The organism is Hoeflea marina (assembly GCF_003182275.1).
Classification (GTDB): Bacteria; Pseudomonadota; Alphaproteobacteria; order Rhizobiales; family Rhizobiaceae; genus Hoeflea; species Hoeflea marina.
The window spans coordinates 706,675-724,138 of record NZ_QGTR01000002.1 but is presented as its reverse complement, the minus strand read 5'-3'; the positions used below and the strand labels follow the sequence as shown (position 1 = coordinate 724,138).

The window sequence follows — 17,464 nt, the reverse complement described above, 5'->3', positions numbered from 1 at the left end:
GCTCGGCATCAGCCTGGCAGCCTCCACCGCCGCCTTCGCCGATTCCTCCGCGCTCGACGCCTATCAGGTCCCGGCCCAGCAGGGCTCGGTGGCTCTGGCCACCGGCGCTACCAACCAGCAGGTCGAGCAGGCCCGACTCGGCGACGGCTCCCCGGTCTACACCGGCGCAACCGCAGCCAGCGGCGTCGACTACACTGCCACTGCCTCCATCGGCGGCCAGACAACCACCCAGCCGCTCGGAGCCTCGCCGCGCGCTCTCTGATTGCCGACCGCAAGACCAAAACCAATCAAATTTCCAGTCTTTGAAGGGACTATCGTCATGAACAAGATCATCATCGCGCTCGGCATCAGCCTGGCAGCCTCCACCGCCGCCTTCGCCGATTCCTCCGCTCTCGACGCCTATTACTTCCCGTCGGAAATGGGATCGATCGCTCTGGCCACCGGCGCCACCAACCAGCAGGTCGAGCAGGCCCGCCTCGGCGACGGCTCCCCGGTCTACACCGGCGCAACCGCAGCCAGCGGCGTCGACTACACTGCCACTGCCTCCATCGGCGGCCAGACAACCACCCAGCCGCTCGGCGTCTCGCCGCGTGCTCTCTGATTGCCGACCGCAAGACCAAAACCAACCAGATTTTCAGTCTTTGAAGGGACTACCGTCATGAACAAGATCATCATCGCGCTCGGCATCAGCCTGGCAGCCTCCACTGCCGCCTTCGCCGATTCCTCCGCTCTCGACGCCTATCAGGTCCCGGCCCAGCAGGGCGCGGTCGCTCTGGCCACAGGAACCAGCAACCAGCAGGTCGAGCAGGTTCGCCTCGGCGACGGGTCGCCCGTCTATCTCGGCGGCGTGGACTACAATGCCACTGCGTCCATAGCCGGCCAGGCAAGCACCCAGCCGCTCGGCGCCTCGCCACGCGCGCTCTGATTGCCGACCGCGAGACCAGACCAACCAATTCTCAGATTTTGAAGGAACTACCGTCATGAACAAGATCATCATCGCGCTCGGCATCAGCCTGGCAGCCTCCACCGCCGCCTTCGCCGATTCCTCCGCGCTCGACGCCTATCAGTTCCCCGCCCAGCAGGGCGCGGTCGCTCTGGCCACCGGCGCCAGCAACCAGCAGGTCGAGCAGGTTCGCCTCGGCGACGGGTCGCCCGTCTATCTTGGCGGCGTCGACTACAATGCCACTGCGTCCATCGCCGGCCAGGCAGGAACCCAGCCGCTCGGAGCCTCGCCGCGCGAGCTCTGAGCGCCGGCAGCCAGACGACAGTCGTTCGGTTACCTCCAGGACCGACCGACACTGCCCGGAGGGGGTGCGTCCATGACGCACCCCCTCTTTTCAATTGGTTAACATGTGTGCTTGCGCGCTCTGTCTTATTCCGCTTACATCACCAGGGTAATCGGGGCGGGCTGACCTGGTGTCGGCCCATCCAGCCGCTTGAGGAGATGAATTTGGCAAGATCGATACTGTGCCTCTCAGTCGCCGCCATCGCAGGCCTGTTGTCAGCGCCCGCGGCATATGCCGCCACATGGCTGACAACCGGAGCCATGACCAGCCGACCGTTCGGTCATATCGAATTCTGTGCAAGACAACCCAATGACTGCCGGCGACACAAGCCGGGCGGTTCGCTGTCTGCCTCCAACCTATCGCTGCTCCAAAGCATCAACACCTCTGTCAACAAGGCGATCAAGCCGGTCTCCGACATCCGGCAGTTCGGCAAGCCCGAATACTGGACTTCCAACACCAAGGCCGGCGACTGCGAGGATTTCGCGCTCGCCAAGCGCGCGGCGCTGAAGCGGCGCGGCTTCCGCGCCTCCGACCTGCTGCTGACCATGGCCTACAAGGGTGGGCAGGCGCACACCGTGCTGGTGGTGCGCACCCGGGATGGAGATTTCGTGCTCGACAATCTCAATGACAGGGTTGTCTCTGTCGACAAGGTCGCAATGAGCTTCGTCAAGATGCAGGCGCCGACCAATGGCGCCAACTGGGTCACGGTCACGGGCAAGAGCTCCAAGCGCTGAAGCCCGCGGCTTCCAACGCGGCCTCAACTTCCCTTCCCGCGCCCGGACGGCAACTGGGCGCTGCCGATGGAGGCGCGACAGCCACGTGTCGCTGTTCCTGACCGGAACAGCAAAAGGCCCGCACTGTCGGAGACAATGCGGGCCGGGCAAGGAGCAGATCTTCAGGCGGCGACGAATTTCAGCGACACCCCATTGAGGCAGTGTCGCTTGCCGGTGGGCGGCGGGCCATCGTCGAAGATATGGCCGAAGTGGCCTCCACAGCGGCGGCAGTGAACCTCGGTGCGGGTGGCGAAAAGCGAATTGTCTTCCTTGGTGCCGATCGCATCGGGCAGCGACTGCCAGAAGCTCGGCCAACCGGTGCCGCTGTCGAACTTGGCATCCGATGCATAGGCGGGAAGATCACACCCGGCGCAGTGGAATATCCCGGCGCGGTGCTCGTCGTTGAGCGGGCTGGTGAAGGCGCGCTCGGTGGCTTCCTCGCGCAGGACGGAAAACTGCTCCGCCGTGAGTCTGGCGCGCCATTCAGCCTCGCTCATCTGCACTTCGAAATCACCTTCCGCTGCGATCGCGGGGGAGCCCATATAACGTGAGAGCGGGATCAAGGCGACCACTGCAAAACCGGCGACTCCGGCGGTGAGGATCTGGCGGCGGGACATTTTCTGGCGGTTCATGGCGTTTCTCCTGGCTCGAACAGACATAGGACCGTGCGCCTGCGGAGGCAAAGCACGGTTCTTCAAGAGCGCGTGAACGGTGCGGCGAGATACGGCCTCCAGCCGGGGGCATGGCTGGAGGCCTGAGACGCGCGGGACAAGACGAAAGTCTCCTCCCGCGCGGGTCCGGCGGGCTTAGCTCTTCGGCAGAAGCACCTTGTCGATCACATGGATGACGCCGTTCGACTGTTCGACGTCAGCGATGGTCACCTGTGCCACGCCGCCGGTTTCATCCTCGATCATCACCTTGTCGCCATCGGTGGTGACCTTGAGCATGCAGCCGCCCACGGTCTTGACCATGTGAGCGCCGCCGTCGTCGGCGACCATCTTGGCGATGGCGCCCGACATTGCCTTGGCTCCGACAACGTGACAGGTCAGGACCTTGGTGAGCTGATCCTTGTTTTCCGGCTTCAGCAGCGTGTCAACGGTGCCGTCCGGCAGGGCCGCGAAGGCTTCGTTGGTGGGCGCGAACACAGTGAAGGGGCCGGGGCCGGAGAGAGTTTCGACGAGGCCGGCTGCCTTCACGGCGGCGACCAGCGTGGTGTGGTCGGCGGAATTGACGGCGTTCTCGACGATGTTCTTGTCTGCAAACATGGCAGCGCCGCCAACCATCGGATTTTCAGCGTAGGCAGCGGAAACGCCGGTGAAGAGAATGGCACTTGCTGCGAGTGTACGGAGAAGAGTTTTCATGGGACGACCTCTTTGTTTGATCCAGCCGGATTGGCCCGGCTTTTTGTTCAGGCCGCTCGCAGTATCGCGGCGGCTACAGACTGACAGACGGACGCGGCGGCCGGAAAGTTTCAGGTTAAGCGTTTTTTAATCCAGAATCGGACTCAGTGATTACCGAACGAAGCGGCCATGGCCGAGAGGAAATCTGCCCATGGCCAAGCCGGGATTGCGAGAAACCGACCTGTACCCGCCGATCAAGGCGCTGCTCGAGGGCCAGGGCTACGAGGTCAAGGGCGAGATCGGCGCAGCCGATCTGATGGCGTTGCGGGCCGGCGACGACCCGGTGATCGTCGAGTTGAAGACCGGCTTTTCGCTGTCGCTGTTTCATCAGGCCGCCGAGCGTCAGCGGTTGACCGACTCGGTCTATGTCGCCGTTCCCCGCGGCAGCGGCGCGGCATTTTCCCGTTCGCTCAAGAACAACACGCATCTTTGCCGCCGGCTTGGGCTCGGCCTCATCACGGTGAGGCTGAGGGACGCGCTGGTCGAAATCCATCTCGACCCGGCCCCCTATCGGCCGCGGGTGGCCAAGACCGAAAAGGCACGGCTGCTCAAGGAATTCTCCAGGCGCACGGGCGACCCCAATCTCGGCGGCGCCACCAGACAGGGCCTCGTCACCGCCTACCGGCAGGACGCGCTCCGATGCCTGCTGGTGCTGCATGAGAACGGACCGACAAAAGCGGCTGCAGTGGCGAAACTCTCGCATGTCGAGACCGCCCGGCGGCTGATGGCCGACAATCACTACGGCTGGTTCGACAAGGTGCAGACAGGCGTCTATGCGCTCAGCCCCAAGGGCCAGGCGGTTGCCGCCGATCACGCGGGCTGATCGCTGACGCGGGCCCCTGCGATGCCCCGCGCGCTACCTGACCGTCGATTCGCGCTCGGTGAACCGGTCGCGGGCCGCGAGCATCCGGTCCCGGTTGTCGATCGCCCATTTGCCGAGCTCCATCAGCGGAACCTGCAATTCACGCCCGAGATCGGTCAATGAATACTCGACCCGCGGCGGAACCACCGCATAGACCGTCCGGGTGACGAGACCGTCATATTCGAGGCCGCGCAAGGTCGTGGTCAGCATCTTCTGCGAGATGCCGTCGATCTCCCGCTTCAGCTCGGAAAACCGCATGGTCCTGCCGCCGAGCTGATTGACCACCATCACCGTCCATTTGTCGCTGATGCGATCGAGGATCTCCACCACCGGACGGCAGCTCGACTGAGTGTGCTGGATCGGTTTCACGCCGGTAACTCTCCCACGAAAAAGTGCCTTCTTCTCACCCAACAGATAGTCACCTATGTAGCCTTTGTCACTATTGTATACCGACTCTTCTCCGAGAGCCGGTGGTTTCATTCACCAGAGGTCACAATGAGCAAGCTCAAAATCGGAATCATCATCGGCACCACCCGCAAGGCGCGCTTCGGCGACCGTCCGGCCGCCTGGATCGAGGCCCTTGCCGGCACGCGCAACGACATGGATGTGGAGATCTTCGACCTGGCGGAATATCCGATGCCGTTCTTCGAGGAGATGCGCTCGCCCGCCTATGGCGCGCCGACCGATCCGAATGCGCTTCGCTGGAATGCCAAGATGGCGGATCTCGACGGCTACATTTTCATCACCGCCGAATACAATCACTCGATGGCCGGGGCGCTGAAGAACGCCCTCGACTATGGCTACTACGAGTACAACCGCAAGCCGGCCGCCTTCGTTGCCTATGGCGGGGTCGGCGGCGCGCGCGCCGTGGAGCAGTTGCGACTGGTGGCGGTGGAACTGCAGCTGGCGCCGCTGCGAACGGCCGTGCACATCGGCATGGAGCCGATGATGGCGGTGATGAAGGGAGAGAAGGCGATCGCCGACTTCGAGTTCCTCAACGACTCCGGCACCAAGCTTCTCGACGATCTTGCCTGGTGGACCTCCGCCCTGAAGACCGCGCGCGACGCCGGCAGCACAAAGGCGGCAGCCGCCTGATCCAGGCCGGCGGCGAGAGGGCACCGCAGACCGGCAGACCGCCCGCCACGGAAACGGACATGGCCGGGGCGCACCCCCCGGCCATGACTATTGCGATGAAAGCTTCGGGTGCGACCGGTCTCGCGCTATTTCGCGAGCAGCTTGCCGGAGACCAGCACCGGCCCGGTGGCAACGCCGGTGGGCGAGCCGCCCGGCGGCTCGAGGCTGACGGCCAGCAGTGCGCCATCATCCAGTTGCGAAACCAGCCGCTTGTCGATCTTCACCGCGCCGCCGTCGGGCGGCACCAGACCCATGGAAATCGCCGCCGAGCCATCGGACGGCACCAGCCAGAGTTCCAGCGACTTCTCGCCGTCCGGCACAAACGCCGCGGGGACGAAATTGAGCGTGTCCGAGCCGGGGTCGAGCGTGGCGATGAGACCGATCGGGCTGTCGGGGCCGGAGAGCTGGGCCACCAGAGGAGCGGCAGGGCCGCCCGTTCCGGACGGAAACAGACCGGAACTCAGGCCAGCGAGACCGACGGCCGCGACGATCGCAGCCACCGACAGTCCGCGCCAGAAGACCAGCGAACCCCACAGGCCGGGCGTGCGGGACGGAGCATCGCCAAACAGCCGCGCCTCGATCACCCTGGCCAGCCGCGCAGGAACCGGTTCCGGGGCATAACTGGGGTTCAACTCCGCGAAGTCGGCCTGCCAGTGGGCAACCAGGGCGGCAAAATCGGAGTCGGACAGCATCCGGTCCTCGGCGGCGCGGCGCTCGGCGAACGGCAAAACGCCGAGCACATACTCGCCCGCCAGCGCGATGTCGCGTCCGGACTCATCATGGCGTGTTTGGCTCGACGGGCTCATCTTTCCATGCACTCCTTCAGTTTCAACAGGCTGCGGCGCAGCCATGTTCGCATCGTGTTGAGCGGGACGGCGTATTTCTCCGCCAGCTCATGATAGCTCGAGCCTTCCACGTAGGCAGCAACGACTGCCTGCGCCCGGTCGGCCTCCAATTCCCCGAGACAATTTTCGATCTGTCGGCCATCACTCCTGTTGAGTGCATGGCTTTCCGGATTTGGCCCTGGATCGGCCAGCGAGAATTCCTCATCAATATCGACCGTCGCCGGACGACGGGCTCGAACCACGTCAATGGAGTGGTTGCGCGCAATCGTCACCAGCCAGGCCATCGGGCTTGCCCGATCGGTCGCAAAACCGCCCGCACGCCGCCAGATCTTCACATAGATCTCCTGCAATGCGTCCTCGGCCTGCGCCCTGTCCCTGAGAATACGCAGGCACACGCCAAATAGTTTCGGGCTGGTCGATTTATAAAGCTGGGAAAATGCCTTCCGGTCGCCGAGGGCGACCCGGGAGAGCAGCATGTTGTAGTCGTCATTGGTATCGGTGTTTGCCATCGCCATAGAGGTACCGTGCCGCAACGAATTGTGAAAGTGGCTATGAGGCAAAAAATGCCGACCCTTGCCGATCCGGCATGGTGGCGCCTGTTTCCGCGCCTCAGGGGGCGCTGTCCCGGGAGCGATGCCGGGCAGCCAGCATGGCCGTCGATGTCGCTCCCAGCGCGCCGAAAACAGCGGCAAAGCCCCGCGGCCCGGTATCGCCTTCCACCAGACTGACCAGGCAGGCGGCGAGAACCCCGAAACCGTAGACCGATGCGAACAGCAGCGCCGGGGCCACATGCTGCCGGTCGCGCACGGCCATTGCGAAGGCGGCCGCGAGCGCCAGCTTCGTTGCGGCATTCAGACGCGAGGTCAGCGTGTCGCCCGGCCACAGCGACCAGAGGCCGGAGAGTTCATCGGGAAGCACGAACAGGGCAACACCCCAGACGCCGAAAGCCGCAGCCAGAAACACGAAACCTGTCCGCAGGGACGGTGACGGAGGTTCCGGGGCTTTGGCGGCGCGGGGAACCCGAACGATTTCCATCGGCGGAAACAGGGCCGACAGGGAACTGGTCGACAGCACCAGGACGACGGCGAAAAAGCCGTAGGTCACCGGCAGGCCAAAATCAAAGCGCTCGATGTCGAAGATCACCGCCGCCATGGCCAACGGCACCAGGCAGAAGGCGAGCATGGTGTTGTAGAAGCGGCAGGGTCCCTGCTCCGGACGGCGCAGGACGAGCAGGCCGGCCACGCCAAAGGCCAGGGAAGCGGCCGACAGCATTCGCGCGGCGAGCGGCGGCAGGTCCCAGGCGAAACTTGCGGGCAGGTCGAACCACCAGAACGGGGCTGCGAGAAAGCCGCCCACCGTGGTCGATATGATCAGCAGGCCCGGCAAGGTGGTGATGCCGGCAAGGTTCAGCCGCCGCTTCCATATCACATGGCCTGCCGCTGTGCCCGCCATGAGCAGGACACCTGCAACTCCAAACCAGATCGCATCCGCCATTGGTCCCCCGACCATCCACCGCACAGAATTCAAGGATGCACCCGCATCCTGGCCGACCGTGCCGGCCGCCGCCTTGAATAAATGCGACTTTTCGAATTCATTCAGCATGATCGGCAGCTGTCTTGTCAAGCAAGCGATGCCGCAAGGGCTTGGCACGGTCGGCCGTTGGGCGAGGCCGCGCAAGGCTTTCGGCACGCAGTGGAACGCCGCGGCAGGGTTGGCATCGACCCGTCGAGCCGCTAGAAGAGCCGAACCTGCCGTGCCGCCTGTCGCCGCGGGACACTATCGGGACACTGTTCCAATCCGCGCTTCCGACCGTCTCCTCTGCCGCGGACAGGCGGATGCCGACCCACTATTTCCGGGCATGCCTGTCCGAGCCGCCAAGGATTTCCATGCCGATGATGACGTTTGACACCTACCGCGCCCAGTGGACGGGCAATATCCGCGGCGACATCCTCTCCGGGCTTGTCGTGGCGCTGGCGCTGATTCCGGAGGCGATCGCATTCTCGATCATCGCCGGCGTCGATCCCAAGGTCGGGCTCTACGCCTCGTTCTCGATCGCGGTGATCACCGCGATCGTCGGCGGACGGCCGGGCATGATCTCGGCGGCGACGGCTGCCACCGCGGTGCTGATGGTCACCCTGGTCAGGGACCACGGACTGCAGTATCTGCTCGCCGCGACCGTACTCGCCGGCCTCATCCAGGTGGTCGCCGGATTGCTAAGGCTCGGATACGTGATGCGCTTCGTCTCCAAGTCGGTGATGACGGGCTTCGTGAATGCGCTGGCGATCCTGATCTTCATGGCGCAATTGCCCGAACTGGTCGGGGTGCCTTCCCTCACCTATGTGATGGTCGCTGCCGGGCTTGCCATCATCTATCTGTTTCCGATGATCACCAAGGCGGTGCCCTCGCCGCTGGTCACCATCGTGGTGCTGACGGCCGTCACCCTGTTCTTCGGCTTTGACCTGCGCACGGTGGGCGACATGGGCGCCCTGCCCGACACCTTGCCGATCTTCCTCATTCCGCAGATCCCGCTGACGCTGGAGACGCTGATGATCATCCTGCCCTATTCGGTCGCGGTGGCGGCGGTGGGCCTGCTGGAATCGCTGATGACGCAGACCATCGTTGACGATCTCACCGACACGTCGAGCGACCGCAACCAGGAATGCATCGGCCAGGGCATCGCCAACACCGCCACCGGCTTCATCGGCGGCATGGCCGGCTGCGCGATGATCGGCCAGTCGATCATCAACGTGAAGTCGGGCGGCCGCGGCAGGCTGTCGACCTTCGTCGCCGGCGCCATGCTGCTGTTCTTCATCGTCGTGCTTGGCGACTGGGTGGCCCGCATTCCGATGGCCGCACTGGTGGCGATCATGATCATGGTCTCGGTCGGGACCTTCTCATGGTCGTCGATCAGGAATTTGCGCAGCCACCCGAGGAGCTCGTCGGTGGTGATGCTGTCGACGGTGCTGTTCGTCGTCTTCACTCACAACCTCGCCATCGGCGTGCTCGTCGGCGTGCTGTTGTCAGGCATTTTCTTCGCCTGGAAGATCGCGCAGCTTTTCGCCGTCACCTCGATGCTGTCGGGCGACGGCAGGCACCGCACCTATGTCGTCGAGGGCCAGCTGTTCTTTGCCTCGGCGGAGGATTTCATGCGCGGCTTCGATTTCAGGGAGGCGCTGGAGAAGGTCACCATCGATGTCAGCCGCGCCCATATCTGGGACATATCGAGCGTGGCGGCGCTCGACATGGCTGTGCTGAAATTCCGCCGCGACGGTGCCGAAGTCGACATCGTCGGCCTCAACCAGGCCTCCGAGACGATTGTCGACCGGCTGGCGATTCACGACAAGCCGGGCGCCATGGATACGCTGACCGCGCACTAGGGATGTCCAGACAAGGACGCCGCTTCGGCGCGGACACTGCGACAAGGGGAATGACATGACGGACAAGATCATCGCGCTGGTGGACGGCTCGACCTATTCGAAAAGCGTCTGCGACCACGCCGCCTGGGCCTCCGCGCGCACCGGCGCCGCCGTGGAACTGCTGCATGTGCTCGGCCGCCGCGACCAGCCGGACAATGCCGATCTCTCCGGCGCGATCGCGCTCGGCGCGCGCACGGCGCTGCTCGAGCAACTGGCGGCGGTGGACGAACAGCGCGCCAAGCTGCTCAAGCAGCGCGGCCGGGCCATCCTCGACGACGCCACGGAGATCCTCAAGGGCGACGGCGTGGCAGATGTGCGGGCGATGCTGCGCCATGGCGACCTGCTCGAGGCGGTGGCGCTGCAGGAAGCCGACGCCGCGATGATCGTCATCGGCAAGCGCGGCGAGGCCGCCGATGCCGCGGCCTTGCATCTGGGCTCGAATGTCGAGCGCATCGCGCGCGCCAGCCACAAGCCGGTGCTGGTCGCCTCGCGTGCCTTCAAGCCGATCTCGAAACTGCTGATCGCCTGGGATGGCGGCCTGTCGAGCATGCGGTCCATCGACCATGTGGCGCGCACCCGGACCTATGCCGGGCTCGAAGTCCATGTGGTGACCGTCGGCCAGTCATCGGCCGAAACAGAGAACGGCCTGGCCATGGCGCGCGCCATGCTGGCCTCGGCCGGCTTCGACGCCCATACATCGGTGATCGGCGGCCAGCCCGAAAAGGCGCTCGCCCGGATGGTCACCGACGCCAATTTCGGCATTGTGGTGATGGGCGCCTATGGCCATTCCCGCATCCGCAGCCTGGTCATCGGCTCGACCACCACCGAGATGATCCGTTCCTGCAGGGTGCCGATCGTACTGGTGCGCTAGCGCATTTCCAGAGGAAGTGAATTTTACTTGGCCGTAGGACAATGCGGCAAATCAAGAACCTGGAGCGCGTCCGCGATTCAACGAAAAGCAAAAGCGCTCCAGCCGCCGGCCTGACGGTCAGGCGGAGGACGTGGCGGCGGGCCGGAATCAGATCCGGGCAATGGCCTCGGCCAGCATGTCGCGAACCTCGCCTGCGACCGCGTGCAGAGCCGCGTTGTCGATGGCCGACATGGAGGCCGCGGGATCGATGGCGCTGACCTCGACGCCGCCGTCGAGCTGGCGGATGATGACATTGCACGGCAGCATGGCTCCCACCCGCGGCTCCATCCGGATCGCCTCGAACGCCATCTTCGGATTGCAGGCGCCGAGGATCAGATAGGCCGGCAGGTCGGCGTCGATCTTCTTCTTCATCGTCGCCTGGACGTCGATCTCGGTGAGAACGCCAAAGCCGCTGGCGGCAAGGGCTGCGCGGGTGCGGCCGTCGATATCCTGGAAATCACCTGATGGAAACAGACGGTTGATGGTATAGGTCATGAGCCTCTCCTGGATTCAGTGGCATGGTGCGGGGTAGCGGTGACCGACCGATGCGGCGACAACCTGTTGCCGGCACGGCTCCCGCCTCGGTTCTCAACCTGGGTGGAATTCCACGTCCCGCCTTGTTGCAGATCAATGCATGCATATATGATTTTGCAAGTGTGGCCGGGCGTGGCGCGACGGGCTAGGGTCCGGAACGGCCTGCCCAAGTGCGGTCAATCCAATCCGAAAGAGCAGTATCCTGATGAGTGATGATCCCTACAGCATTCTCGGCGTGTCGAAGACCGCCACCGCGGACGAGATCAAGAAGGCCTACCGGAAGCTCGCGCGCACCAGCCATCCCGACATCAACCCGGATGACGCGGGCTCGAAGGAGCGGTTCGTGCGGATCTCCAATGCCTATGACCTGCTCAAGGACCCGAAGACGCGGGCACGCTTCGACGCCGGAGAAATCGACGCCAGCGGCCAGGAAAAGCCGGACCGGCGCTTCTACCGCGACTATGCCGACGCTCCCGGCAACAGCTACCGCGGCGGCGGCGGCTTCCAGGGCTTCGAGGGGTTCGGCGATCTTGGCGGCGCCGGCGACATTTTCGAGGAAATCCTCCGGCGCCAGGCCGGCGGAGGAGCGCGCGCCGGTGGCGGCAGACAGGGATTTGCGATGCCGGGTGCCGATCGACGCTATGCGCTGGACGTGGCCTTTCTCGGCGCGGTGCGCGGGGAGAAGACCCGCATCACGCTGCCCGACGGCGCCAGCCTCGAGGTGCAGATCCCGGCGGGCGTCGCCGACGGCCAGACCATCCGGCTGCGCGGCAAGGGCGATGCGGGGCACGGCGGCGCGCCGGCCGGCGACGCGCTGATCACCATCTCCGTCCGGCCGCATCCGGTGTTCCGCCGCGAGGGCGACGACATCGTGCTGACGCTGCCGATCACGCTCGACGAGGCCGTGCTCGGCGGCAAGGTGGCAACTCCCACCATCGACGGACCGGTCAATCTGACGATCCCGGCGGGGGCTTCGAGCGGCCAGACGCTGCGCCTGCGCGGCCGCGGCATCAAGGCCGGCAAGTCCGACAAGCGCGGCGACCAGCGGGTGGAACTGAAGATCGTCGCGCCGCCCAGCATCGACGAAGAGTTGAAGACGTTCATGGAGGAGTGGCGCAAGACCCACGCCCATGACCCGCGCAAAGCCGCATTCAAGGGGATGCCGTCATGATCGTGCGCTACACCGAGGACCAGGTCATTGCCACGGTCCACCGCCTGACCCGCAGCCGGCTGCTGGCCTTCGTCGAGGCCGAAGTGGTCTCGCCGATGGAGAGCGAGCAGGGCCCGATGTATCTGGAGGTCGACGTGGCGCGGCTGGAGCTGCTGTGCGAACTCAACGAGCATTTCGAACTCGAGGGCGACGCGCTCGGAGTGGTTATCTCGCTGATCGACCAGTTGCACGGCGTCCGCCACGACCTCGACACCGTCCTGCGGGTGATCGCCCGCGAAGCCCCCGACGTGCGCCAGCGCATCGGTTCGGAACTGCTCGGCAGCCGGCGGAAGCGGCCATGAACTGGTCGGAGCCGATGAAGCTTGGGCGGGTGGCTGGGGTGGATGCCGACGACTGCGTGGAAGAGACCACGCCTCACCTGGGCCTTCGCAGTCAATAGCACAGCGTCAACAGTCGATCATATCAAAGTCGCAAACACGCACGCGACCTGACCGCAACCCAGCACCAGCTCAGCACTGAACCGCCAGATCGAAGAAGGATCGGCAACGATCGCGAGCAGGCTGCCATCCTGATTGAATGCAGCGCTGGTGACCCAATGATCATGTTTCATTGCGCTGGTGTTGAGTTTCTTGCCGGTCGCGATTTGCCGGCGCGATGCTGAATCCTAATCCCCAGCCATGAGCGCTTCATAGTCCCGCCCGCCGGAAAAGATGCGCAGGACATCGACACGGTCATCGGGGAGTTCATACGCGATGACGATCCGCCGCCAGAGCGGGAAGACGTAAAGTCCGGGTCGGATGTCCGACCTTGTTCTGCCCATCAGTGGCGTGCCGCAGAGATTTCGGCAAGCCTGCTCGATTTCGGCGACATAGCTGCGTGCCCGGGGCGGATTATCGGCGGCGATAAACCAGAATATCTCTTCCAGGTCGGCGAGTGCAGCCGGCGTGTAAACGAGCTCCCGGTTCACGATTTCGACGTCTTCTCCGCTTCATCGAGAAGGCGGTCAAAATGCGCGCTGACCGCCTCCGCGCTGTGGCGCACCGGATCGGCAGCGGCGGCATCAAGGCTGGCGCGGATGGTGTCGAGGCGCTCGCCGCGTTCTTGCTCGCGCTGCTGCCACAGGCGCAGCGCGTCGCGGATAACTTCGCTGTTTGAGGCATAGCCGCCATCCTCGACTTGACGGCGCACCATGCGCGCCATGTCGAGCGGCAGGCTGATACTGAGTTTTTCCGTGTTCATGGTGATCCTGTCGCTACTACCCAATACTACCATTGCCTACCGATGAGTTTCAATGACTTTCGGATGAGGTCGGGCCACGGCTCCGAGCGGGTCATGATCTGATGATCCGCAGCTTGCCTTTCAGGTCGCGTTTCACATAACGCTGATGCGCGAAGGTGTCGGGGACGATCAGGGGGTCGCGACGACGAGTGTCCCCTTCATGCCAAGTTCGTAGTGACCCGGAATCAGGCAGGCGAATTCAAGGGCTCCATGGCCCGAGAAGCTCCAGATGAGGTCGCCGCTGGTGCCCGGCTCCAGCCGCAGGGTATTCGGGTCGTCATGCCGCATGTCGGGCATAGCCTCCATCATCACCTTGTGCTCGAGGATCCCGTCATGGGTGTCGAGCACGAATTCGTGCGCCAGTTGGCCGGCATTGACCAGGACGAACCGGATGGTCTGGCCACGGTTCACGTCGATGGAGGACGGTTCGAAGGCCATGCCGCCATCGTCGGTCTCCGTCATCACCACCTCGACGCTGCGCGAGACATCCTCCGCTCTGCCTGGGCTGCCCGCCGGCATCCCCGCATGGTCATGGCCGGACGCGTGGTCGCCGGCCGCCATCACCGGCGAGGCCATGAGGGCCGCGGCGGCAATGATCAGGAATGGTCGCTTCATGGACGGTGCTCCGGTTGAGAGAATGAGGTCAGCGCATCCCGCTGGCGCGCTGCAGTTTGCGGACATGGGTGACTATCGGTCTGACTTCAGGGGCGTCGGTGGTCCGGGCCCGGGCAGTTGGCTCGGTTGACCGGATGCCGAGGGCCCTGAGGATGAGCGGGGCGACCGGCCCGAGCGCGCTTTCCCTCTTCATGCGTGTTCCTCCCCCGACAACTCGTCCATGATCGGGCAATCCGGGCGATTGTCGCCATGGCAATGGTCGGCGAGCTTGCTCAAGGTCGATCGCAGGCCGCGCAACTCGCCGATCTTCCGGTCGATCTCGGCGATCTTGGCCAGCGCGATGTCCTTGACGTCGGCGCTCTCGCGGTTCCTGTCCTGGTAGAGCGAGAGCAGCAGGCGACACTCCTCGATGGAGAAGCCGAGGCTGCGCGAGCGCTGCAGGAACTGCAGGCGGTGGATGTCCTGCTCGGAATAGTCGCGGTAGCCGTTGGCGGCCCTGCCGGGCCTCAGCAGGTCGATCTCCTCGTAGTAGCGGATGGTCTTGGTCGGCAGTTGGACCCGAAGGGCTGCTTCTCCGATGTTCATGGGATCACCCGTCCAGCTTCGCCGCGCGCAGGCGCAGCGCATTGGAAATGACCGACACGGAGGACAGGCTCATGGCGGCGGCGGCGATCATCGGCGAGAGCATGGTGCCGGTGATCGGATAGAGAATGCCCGCCGCCACGGGAATTCCGGCCGCATTGTAGGCGAAGGCGAAGAACAGGTTCTGCCGGATGTTCCTCAGCGTCGCCTTCGACAGCCGGCGGGCGCGGACGATGCCGGTGAGATCTCCCGACAGAAGCGTGATGCCGGCGCTCTCCACCGCCACATCGGCCCCGGTTCCCATGGCGATGCCGACCTCGGCGGCGGCAAGCGCGGGTGCGTCGTTGACGCCGTCGCCGGCCATGGCCACCTTGCGGCCTTCGGCCTGAAGCCGGTCGACCAGCGCCTTCTTGTCCTCCGGCAGGATGCCCGCATGGACCTCGTCGATACCGAGCCGGCCGGCCACGGCGCGGGCGGTCAGTTCGTTGTCGCCGGTGGCCATGATCACCCGCAGTCCCAGCGCATGCAGGGCCTTGATGGCATCGGACGTGGAGGCCTTGACCGGATCGGCGACCGCCACGAGGCCCAGGAGCCGGGTGCCCGAGGCGACATACATCACGGTCTTGCCGTCGGCGCGCAGCCGGTCGGCGGCCTCATCCGCCCCGGCGTGATCGATGCCCACGGACTGCATCAGCGCGGCGTTGCCGAGCGACGCCTTCGCGCCGTCGACGGTGCCTGTGACGCCCTTGCCGGTGACGGCATCGAAGTCGCCCGCCTTTGGCGGTTTGAGGCCACGGGCGACCGCACCGCCGACGATGGCCTCGGCCAGCGGATGCTCCGAGCCGGCCTCCAGGCTCGCGGCGATGGCGAGCACCTCGTCCTCGCCGGCGCCCGCAAATGCCACCACGTCGGTGAGTTTCGGCCTGCCCTCGGTCAGCGTGCCGGTCTTGTCGACGATCAGCGTATCGACCCGAGCCATGCGCTCGAGCGCCTCGGCGTCCTTGATCAGCACGCCGGCCTGGGCGCCCCTGCCCGTCGCCGTCATGATCGACATCGGGGTCGCCAGACCGAGCGCGCAGGGGCAGGCGATGATCAGCACCGAGACGGCGGCGACGATGGCGAAGACGAAGGACGGGTCGGGTCCGAAAACCAGCCAGATGACGAAGGCGAGTGCGGCGGTGAACACCACGGCGGGCACGAACCAGCCGGCCACCCGGTCAGCCAGTCCCTGGATCGGGGCGCGCGAACGCTGGGCGGAGGAGACCATGGCGACGATGCGCGCCAGCGTGGTCTCGTCGCCGACCTGGCGGGCCTCGATGACCAGCGTGCCGCTTCCGTTCAGCGTGCCGCCGGTCACCTGATCGCCGCCGGTCTTCTCGACCGGCAGCGGTTCGCCGGTCAGCATGCTCTCGTCGACCGAGGAGCGACCCTCGATCACCGTGGCGTCGACCGGCACGGATTCGCCGGGACGCACGCGCAGCCGGTCGCCCTCGATGATGTTGTCGAGCGGCGCGTCGCATTCGTCGCCGTCGGGGGTGATGCGGCGGGCGGTCTTGGGCTTGAGGTCCAGCAGCGCGCGGATGGCGTCGCCTGTACGTTCTCGGGCGCGCAACTCGAGCACCTGGCCGACGAAGACGAGGGCGACAATCACCACCGAAGCCTCGAAATAGACCGGCATGTGGCCGCCGTGCATCCGCATGCCGGCCGGGAAAAGGCCGGGCAGGAAGGCGGCGACAACCGAATAGAGATAGGCCGTGCCGACCCCGATCATGATCAGCGTCCACATGTTGGGATGCCTGGTGCGGACCGAGGTCCAGCCGCGGTGGAAGAACGGCCGCGCAGCCCACAGCACCACCGGGGTGGCGAGCAGGAACTCGAGGATGACGGCCGTGCGCTCGCCCAGCCACTCGCGCACCGGCAGGCCGAGCATCGGGCCCATGGTGAGGATCAGCAGCGGAATGGCTGCACCCGCGCTCACCCAGAGCCGGCGGGTGAAATCGAGGAGCTCGGTGTTCGGTCCCTCGGCGACGCCACCCATCGGCTCCAGCGCCATGCCGCAGATCGGGCAGGTCCCCGGGCCGTCCTGGACGATCTCGGGATCCATCGGGCAGGTGTATTTCGTCGACCGGGCAGCCGGCGCCTTCTTCCGCGCCTTGTTGCCGGAGAGATAGAAATAGGGATCCGCCTCGAAGCGGTCATGGCATTTGCCGCCACAGAAATGGTAGTCGGTGCCCTTGTAGACGAGCGTCGGCTTGCCCTTGCCGAGTTGCACCGTCATGCCGCAGACCGGATCGATGGCCTGGCCGGCGCCGGCCGTGCCTGCATCAGCGTGGCCGCAGCCGGGGCCGTGCACATGCGCTTCGCTACCGGGCTCTGCGCGGCCGCTATCGTCGGATTTCGGCGTCTTGTCGGTCATGATGCTTCGCTCTCGGGTCACTGGCTGACCCCATCTAGTCCTTCCAGTCACTGGAAGGTCAAGCGGTTTCCATGATGCCCTGCGCAGGGCGGACCAACGACGCCGACGTTAACCAAAAACCAAGAATCCCGTCAAACTTTCGGAAAATTTGATCCGGATTCAATCTTTCTTGGTCATTTTCCATTTACAATTGCCGCAAGTCACGGATCGCTCATCGAAAGCCGTGCCGACCCATTGTTCTG

General features: G+C 65.0%; 23 protein-coding genes. 11 read left to right on the top strand and 12 right to left on the bottom strand.

Annotation, left to right across the window (positions count from 1 at the left end):
- The 5 genes from DFR52_RS24490 to DFR52_RS09810 all read left to right on the top strand — a co-directional run.
- Positions 1-262 (top strand): hypothetical protein (locus tag DFR52_RS24490; protein ID WP_158284922.1); only part of this gene is annotated, 262 nt, incomplete at its 5' end.
- A gap of 57 nt (positions 263-319) precedes the next feature.
- Positions 320-601, top strand: a complete 282-nt coding sequence (locus DFR52_RS09825) for a hypothetical protein (protein WP_110031747.1) — start codon at positions 320-322, stop codon at positions 599-601.
- A 57-nt stretch (positions 602-658) separates the two neighbouring features.
- Positions 659-925, top strand: coding sequence for a hypothetical protein (locus DFR52_RS09820; protein ID WP_110031746.1), 267 nt, complete (start codon positions 659-661; stop codon positions 923-925).
- A 55-nt stretch (positions 926-980) separates the two neighbouring features.
- Positions 981-1,247: a hypothetical protein gene (locus DFR52_RS09815; RefSeq protein ID WP_110031745.1), complete on the top strand. Its 267-nt coding sequence runs from the start codon at positions 981-983 to the stop codon at positions 1,245-1,247.
- A 299-nt stretch (positions 1,248-1,546) separates the two neighbouring features.
- Positions 1,547-2,020 carry a transglutaminase-like cysteine peptidase gene (locus DFR52_RS09810; protein WP_158284921.1) on the top strand — a complete coding sequence of 158 codons (474 nt, stop codon included), beginning with the start codon at positions 1,547-1,549 and terminating at the stop codon, positions 2,018-2,020.
- Positions 2,021-2,181: 161 nt separating this feature from the next.
- Here DFR52_RS09810 and msrB read toward each other — a convergent pair whose 3' ends face one another.
- Both msrB and DFR52_RS09800 read right to left on the bottom strand, forming a co-directional pair.
- On the bottom strand, positions 2,182-2,691 hold the full coding sequence (gene msrB / locus DFR52_RS09805) for a peptide-methionine (R)-S-oxide reductase MsrB (RefSeq protein WP_425351157.1): 510 nt from the start codon (positions 2,689-2,691) through the stop codon (positions 2,182-2,184).
- Positions 2,692-2,865: 174 nt separating this feature from the next.
- Positions 2,866-3,420, bottom strand: a complete 555-nt coding sequence (locus DFR52_RS09800; RefSeq protein WP_110031743.1) for a fasciclin domain-containing protein — start codon at positions 3,418-3,420, stop codon at positions 2,866-2,868.
- Between the two features lie 190 nt (positions 3,421-3,610).
- On the opposite strand from DFR52_RS09800, the gene DFR52_RS09795 reads away from it, so the two are divergent.
- The gene (locus tag DFR52_RS09795) at positions 3,611-4,282 is read left to right on the top strand and encodes a DUF2161 domain-containing phosphodiesterase (RefSeq protein ID WP_245415270.1); all 672 of its coding nucleotides are present in this window, start codon (positions 3,611-3,613) and stop codon (positions 4,280-4,282) included.
- Positions 4,283-4,315: 33 nt separating this feature from the next.
- On the opposite strand, the gene DFR52_RS09790 is transcribed toward DFR52_RS09795, so the two are convergent.
- Complete coding sequence (locus DFR52_RS09790; RefSeq protein WP_245415269.1) at positions 4,316-4,690, bottom strand: winged helix-turn-helix transcriptional regulator; 375 nt, start codon at positions 4,688-4,690, stop codon at positions 4,316-4,318.
- 126 nt (positions 4,691-4,816) lie between these two features.
- Here DFR52_RS09790 and DFR52_RS09785 point away from each other — a divergent pair, with 126 nt between their 5' ends.
- Positions 4,817-5,416 carry an NADPH-dependent FMN reductase gene (locus DFR52_RS09785; RefSeq protein WP_110031741.1) on the top strand — a complete coding sequence of 200 codons (600 nt, stop codon included), beginning with the start codon at positions 4,817-4,819 and terminating at the stop codon, positions 5,414-5,416.
- A gap of 125 nt (positions 5,417-5,541) precedes the next feature.
- Here DFR52_RS09785 and DFR52_RS09780 read toward each other — a convergent pair whose 3' ends face one another.
- The 3 genes from DFR52_RS09780 to DFR52_RS09770 form a co-directional block, all read right to left on the bottom strand.
- On the bottom strand, positions 5,542-6,261 hold the full coding sequence (locus DFR52_RS09780; RefSeq protein WP_110031740.1) for an anti-sigma factor: 720 nt from the start codon (positions 6,259-6,261) through the stop codon (positions 5,542-5,544).
- On the bottom strand, positions 6,258-6,809 hold the full coding sequence (locus tag DFR52_RS09775) for a sigma-70 family RNA polymerase sigma factor (RefSeq protein WP_110032050.1): 552 nt from the start codon (positions 6,807-6,809) through the stop codon (positions 6,258-6,260). Before DFR52_RS09775 ends, DFR52_RS09780 begins: the two co-directional genes overlap by 4 nt.
- Positions 6,810-6,909: 100 nt before the next feature.
- Complete coding sequence (locus DFR52_RS09770) at positions 6,910-7,752, bottom strand: hypothetical protein (protein ID WP_146215580.1); 843 nt, start codon at positions 7,750-7,752, stop codon at positions 6,910-6,912.
- A 440-nt stretch (positions 7,753-8,192) separates the two neighbouring features.
- On the opposite strand from DFR52_RS09770, the gene DFR52_RS09765 reads away from it, so the two are divergent.
- On the top strand, positions 8,193-9,677 hold the full coding sequence (locus DFR52_RS09765) for a SulP family inorganic anion transporter (RefSeq protein ID WP_110032049.1): 1,485 nt from the start codon (positions 8,193-8,195) through the stop codon (positions 9,675-9,677).
- Between the two features lie 55 nt (positions 9,678-9,732).
- Positions 9,733-10,587 (top strand): universal stress protein, encoded by an 855-nt coding sequence (locus DFR52_RS09760; protein WP_110031738.1) that lies wholly within the window; start codon positions 9,733-9,735, stop codon positions 10,585-10,587.
- A 147-nt stretch (positions 10,588-10,734) separates the two neighbouring features.
- Here DFR52_RS09760 and DFR52_RS09755 read toward each other — a convergent pair whose 3' ends face one another.
- The gene (locus DFR52_RS09755; RefSeq protein WP_110031737.1) at positions 10,735-11,121 is read right to left on the bottom strand and encodes a DUF302 domain-containing protein; all 387 of its coding nucleotides are present in this window, start codon (positions 11,119-11,121) and stop codon (positions 10,735-10,737) included.
- Between the two features lie 244 nt (positions 11,122-11,365).
- Between DFR52_RS09755 and DFR52_RS09750 the strand changes: the two genes are divergently transcribed.
- Positions 11,366-12,331, top strand: a complete 966-nt coding sequence (locus DFR52_RS09750) for a DnaJ C-terminal domain-containing protein (protein ID WP_110031736.1) — start codon at positions 11,366-11,368, stop codon at positions 12,329-12,331.
- Positions 12,328-12,672: a hypothetical protein gene (locus DFR52_RS09745; RefSeq protein ID WP_110031735.1), complete on the top strand. Its 345-nt coding sequence runs from the start codon at positions 12,328-12,330 to the stop codon at positions 12,670-12,672. Before DFR52_RS09750 ends, DFR52_RS09745 begins: the two co-directional genes overlap by 4 nt.
- 323 nt (positions 12,673-12,995) lie before the next feature.
- Here DFR52_RS09745 and DFR52_RS09740 read toward each other — a convergent pair whose 3' ends face one another.
- The 5 genes from DFR52_RS09740 to DFR52_RS09720 form a co-directional block, all read right to left on the bottom strand.
- Complete coding sequence (locus DFR52_RS09740) at positions 12,996-13,298, bottom strand: type II toxin-antitoxin system RelE/ParE family toxin (RefSeq protein WP_110031734.1); 303 nt, start codon at positions 13,296-13,298, stop codon at positions 12,996-12,998.
- A complete protein-coding gene (locus DFR52_RS09735) occupies positions 13,295-13,570 on the bottom strand; it encodes a type II toxin-antitoxin system ParD family antitoxin (protein ID WP_110031733.1) in 276 nt (91 codons plus the stop codon). Before DFR52_RS09735 ends, DFR52_RS09740 begins: the two co-directional genes overlap by 4 nt.
- A gap of 168 nt (positions 13,571-13,738) precedes the next feature.
- Complete coding sequence (locus DFR52_RS09730; protein WP_110031732.1) at positions 13,739-14,224, bottom strand: cupredoxin domain-containing protein; 486 nt, start codon at positions 14,222-14,224, stop codon at positions 13,739-13,741.
- Between the two features lie 189 nt (positions 14,225-14,413).
- Positions 14,414-14,809, bottom strand: coding sequence for a Cu(I)-responsive transcriptional regulator (gene cueR / locus DFR52_RS09725; protein ID WP_110031731.1), 396 nt, complete (start codon positions 14,807-14,809; stop codon positions 14,414-14,416).
- Positions 14,810-14,813: 4 nt separating this feature from the next.
- Entirely contained in the window at positions 14,814-17,222 is a 2,409-nt protein-coding gene (locus tag DFR52_RS09720; protein WP_110031730.1) for a heavy metal translocating P-type ATPase, read from the bottom strand.
- Positions 17,223-17,464: the final 242 nt, after the last annotated feature.

What these genes read in the sequence shown, in the direction of transcription:
- DFR52_RS09825 (WP_110031747.1), top strand. Translation starts at nt 320, where the DNA reads ATGAACAAGATCATCATCGCGCTCGGCATCAGCCTGGCAGCCTCCACC.
- DFR52_RS09820 (WP_110031746.1), top strand. Translation starts at nt 659, where the DNA reads ATGAACAAGATCATCATCGCGCTCGGCATCAGCCTGGCAGCCTCCACT.
- DFR52_RS09815 (WP_110031745.1), top strand. Translation starts at nt 981, where the DNA reads ATGAACAAGATCATCATCGCGCTCGGCATCAGCCTGGCAGCCTCCACC.
- DFR52_RS09810 (WP_158284921.1), top strand. Translation starts at nt 1,547, where the DNA reads ATGACCAGCCGACCGTTCGGTCATATCGAATTCTGTGCAAGACAACCC.
- msrB (WP_425351157.1), bottom strand. Translation starts at nt 2,691, where the DNA reads ATGAACCGCCAGAAAATGTCCCGCCGCCAGATCCTCACCGCCGGAGTC.
- DFR52_RS09800 (WP_110031743.1), bottom strand. Translation starts at nt 3,420, where the DNA reads ATGAAAACTCTTCTCCGTACACTCGCAGCAAGTGCCATTCTCTTCACC.
- DFR52_RS09795 (WP_245415270.1), top strand. Translation starts at nt 3,611, where the DNA reads ATGGCCAAGCCGGGATTGCGAGAAACCGACCTGTACCCGCCGATCAAG.
- DFR52_RS09785 (WP_110031741.1), top strand. Translation starts at nt 4,817, where the DNA reads ATGAGCAAGCTCAAAATCGGAATCATCATCGGCACCACCCGCAAGGCG.
- DFR52_RS09780 (WP_110031740.1), bottom strand. Translation starts at nt 6,261, where the DNA reads ATGAGCCCGTCGAGCCAAACACGCCATGATGAGTCCGGACGCGACATC.
- DFR52_RS09775 (WP_110032050.1), bottom strand. Translation starts at nt 6,809, where the DNA reads ATGGCAAACACCGATACCAATGACGACTACAACATGCTGCTCTCCCGG.
- DFR52_RS09770 (WP_146215580.1), bottom strand. Translation starts at nt 7,752, where the DNA reads ATGGCGGGCACAGCGGCAGGCCATGTGATATGGAAGCGGCGGCTGAAC.
- DFR52_RS09765 (WP_110032049.1), top strand. Translation starts at nt 8,193, where the DNA reads ATGATGACGTTTGACACCTACCGCGCCCAGTGGACGGGCAATATCCGC.
- DFR52_RS09760 (WP_110031738.1), top strand. Translation starts at nt 9,733, where the DNA reads ATGACGGACAAGATCATCGCGCTGGTGGACGGCTCGACCTATTCGAAA.
- DFR52_RS09755 (WP_110031737.1), bottom strand. Translation starts at nt 11,121, where the DNA reads ATGACCTATACCATCAACCGTCTGTTTCCATCAGGTGATTTCCAGGAT.
- DFR52_RS09750 (WP_110031736.1), top strand. Translation starts at nt 11,366, where the DNA reads ATGAGTGATGATCCCTACAGCATTCTCGGCGTGTCGAAGACCGCCACC.
- DFR52_RS09745 (WP_110031735.1), top strand. Translation starts at nt 12,328, where the DNA reads ATGATCGTGCGCTACACCGAGGACCAGGTCATTGCCACGGTCCACCGC.
- DFR52_RS09735 (WP_110031733.1), bottom strand. Translation starts at nt 13,570, where the DNA reads ATGAACACGGAAAAACTCAGTATCAGCCTGCCGCTCGACATGGCGCGC.
- DFR52_RS09730 (WP_110031732.1), bottom strand. Translation starts at nt 14,224, where the DNA reads ATGAAGCGACCATTCCTGATCATTGCCGCCGCGGCCCTCATGGCCTCG.
- cueR (WP_110031731.1), bottom strand. Translation starts at nt 14,809, where the DNA reads ATGAACATCGGAGAAGCAGCCCTTCGGGTCCAACTGCCGACCAAGACC.
- DFR52_RS09720 (WP_110031730.1), bottom strand. Translation starts at nt 17,222, where the DNA reads ATGACCGACAAGACGCCGAAATCCGACGATAGCGGCCGCGCAGAGCCC.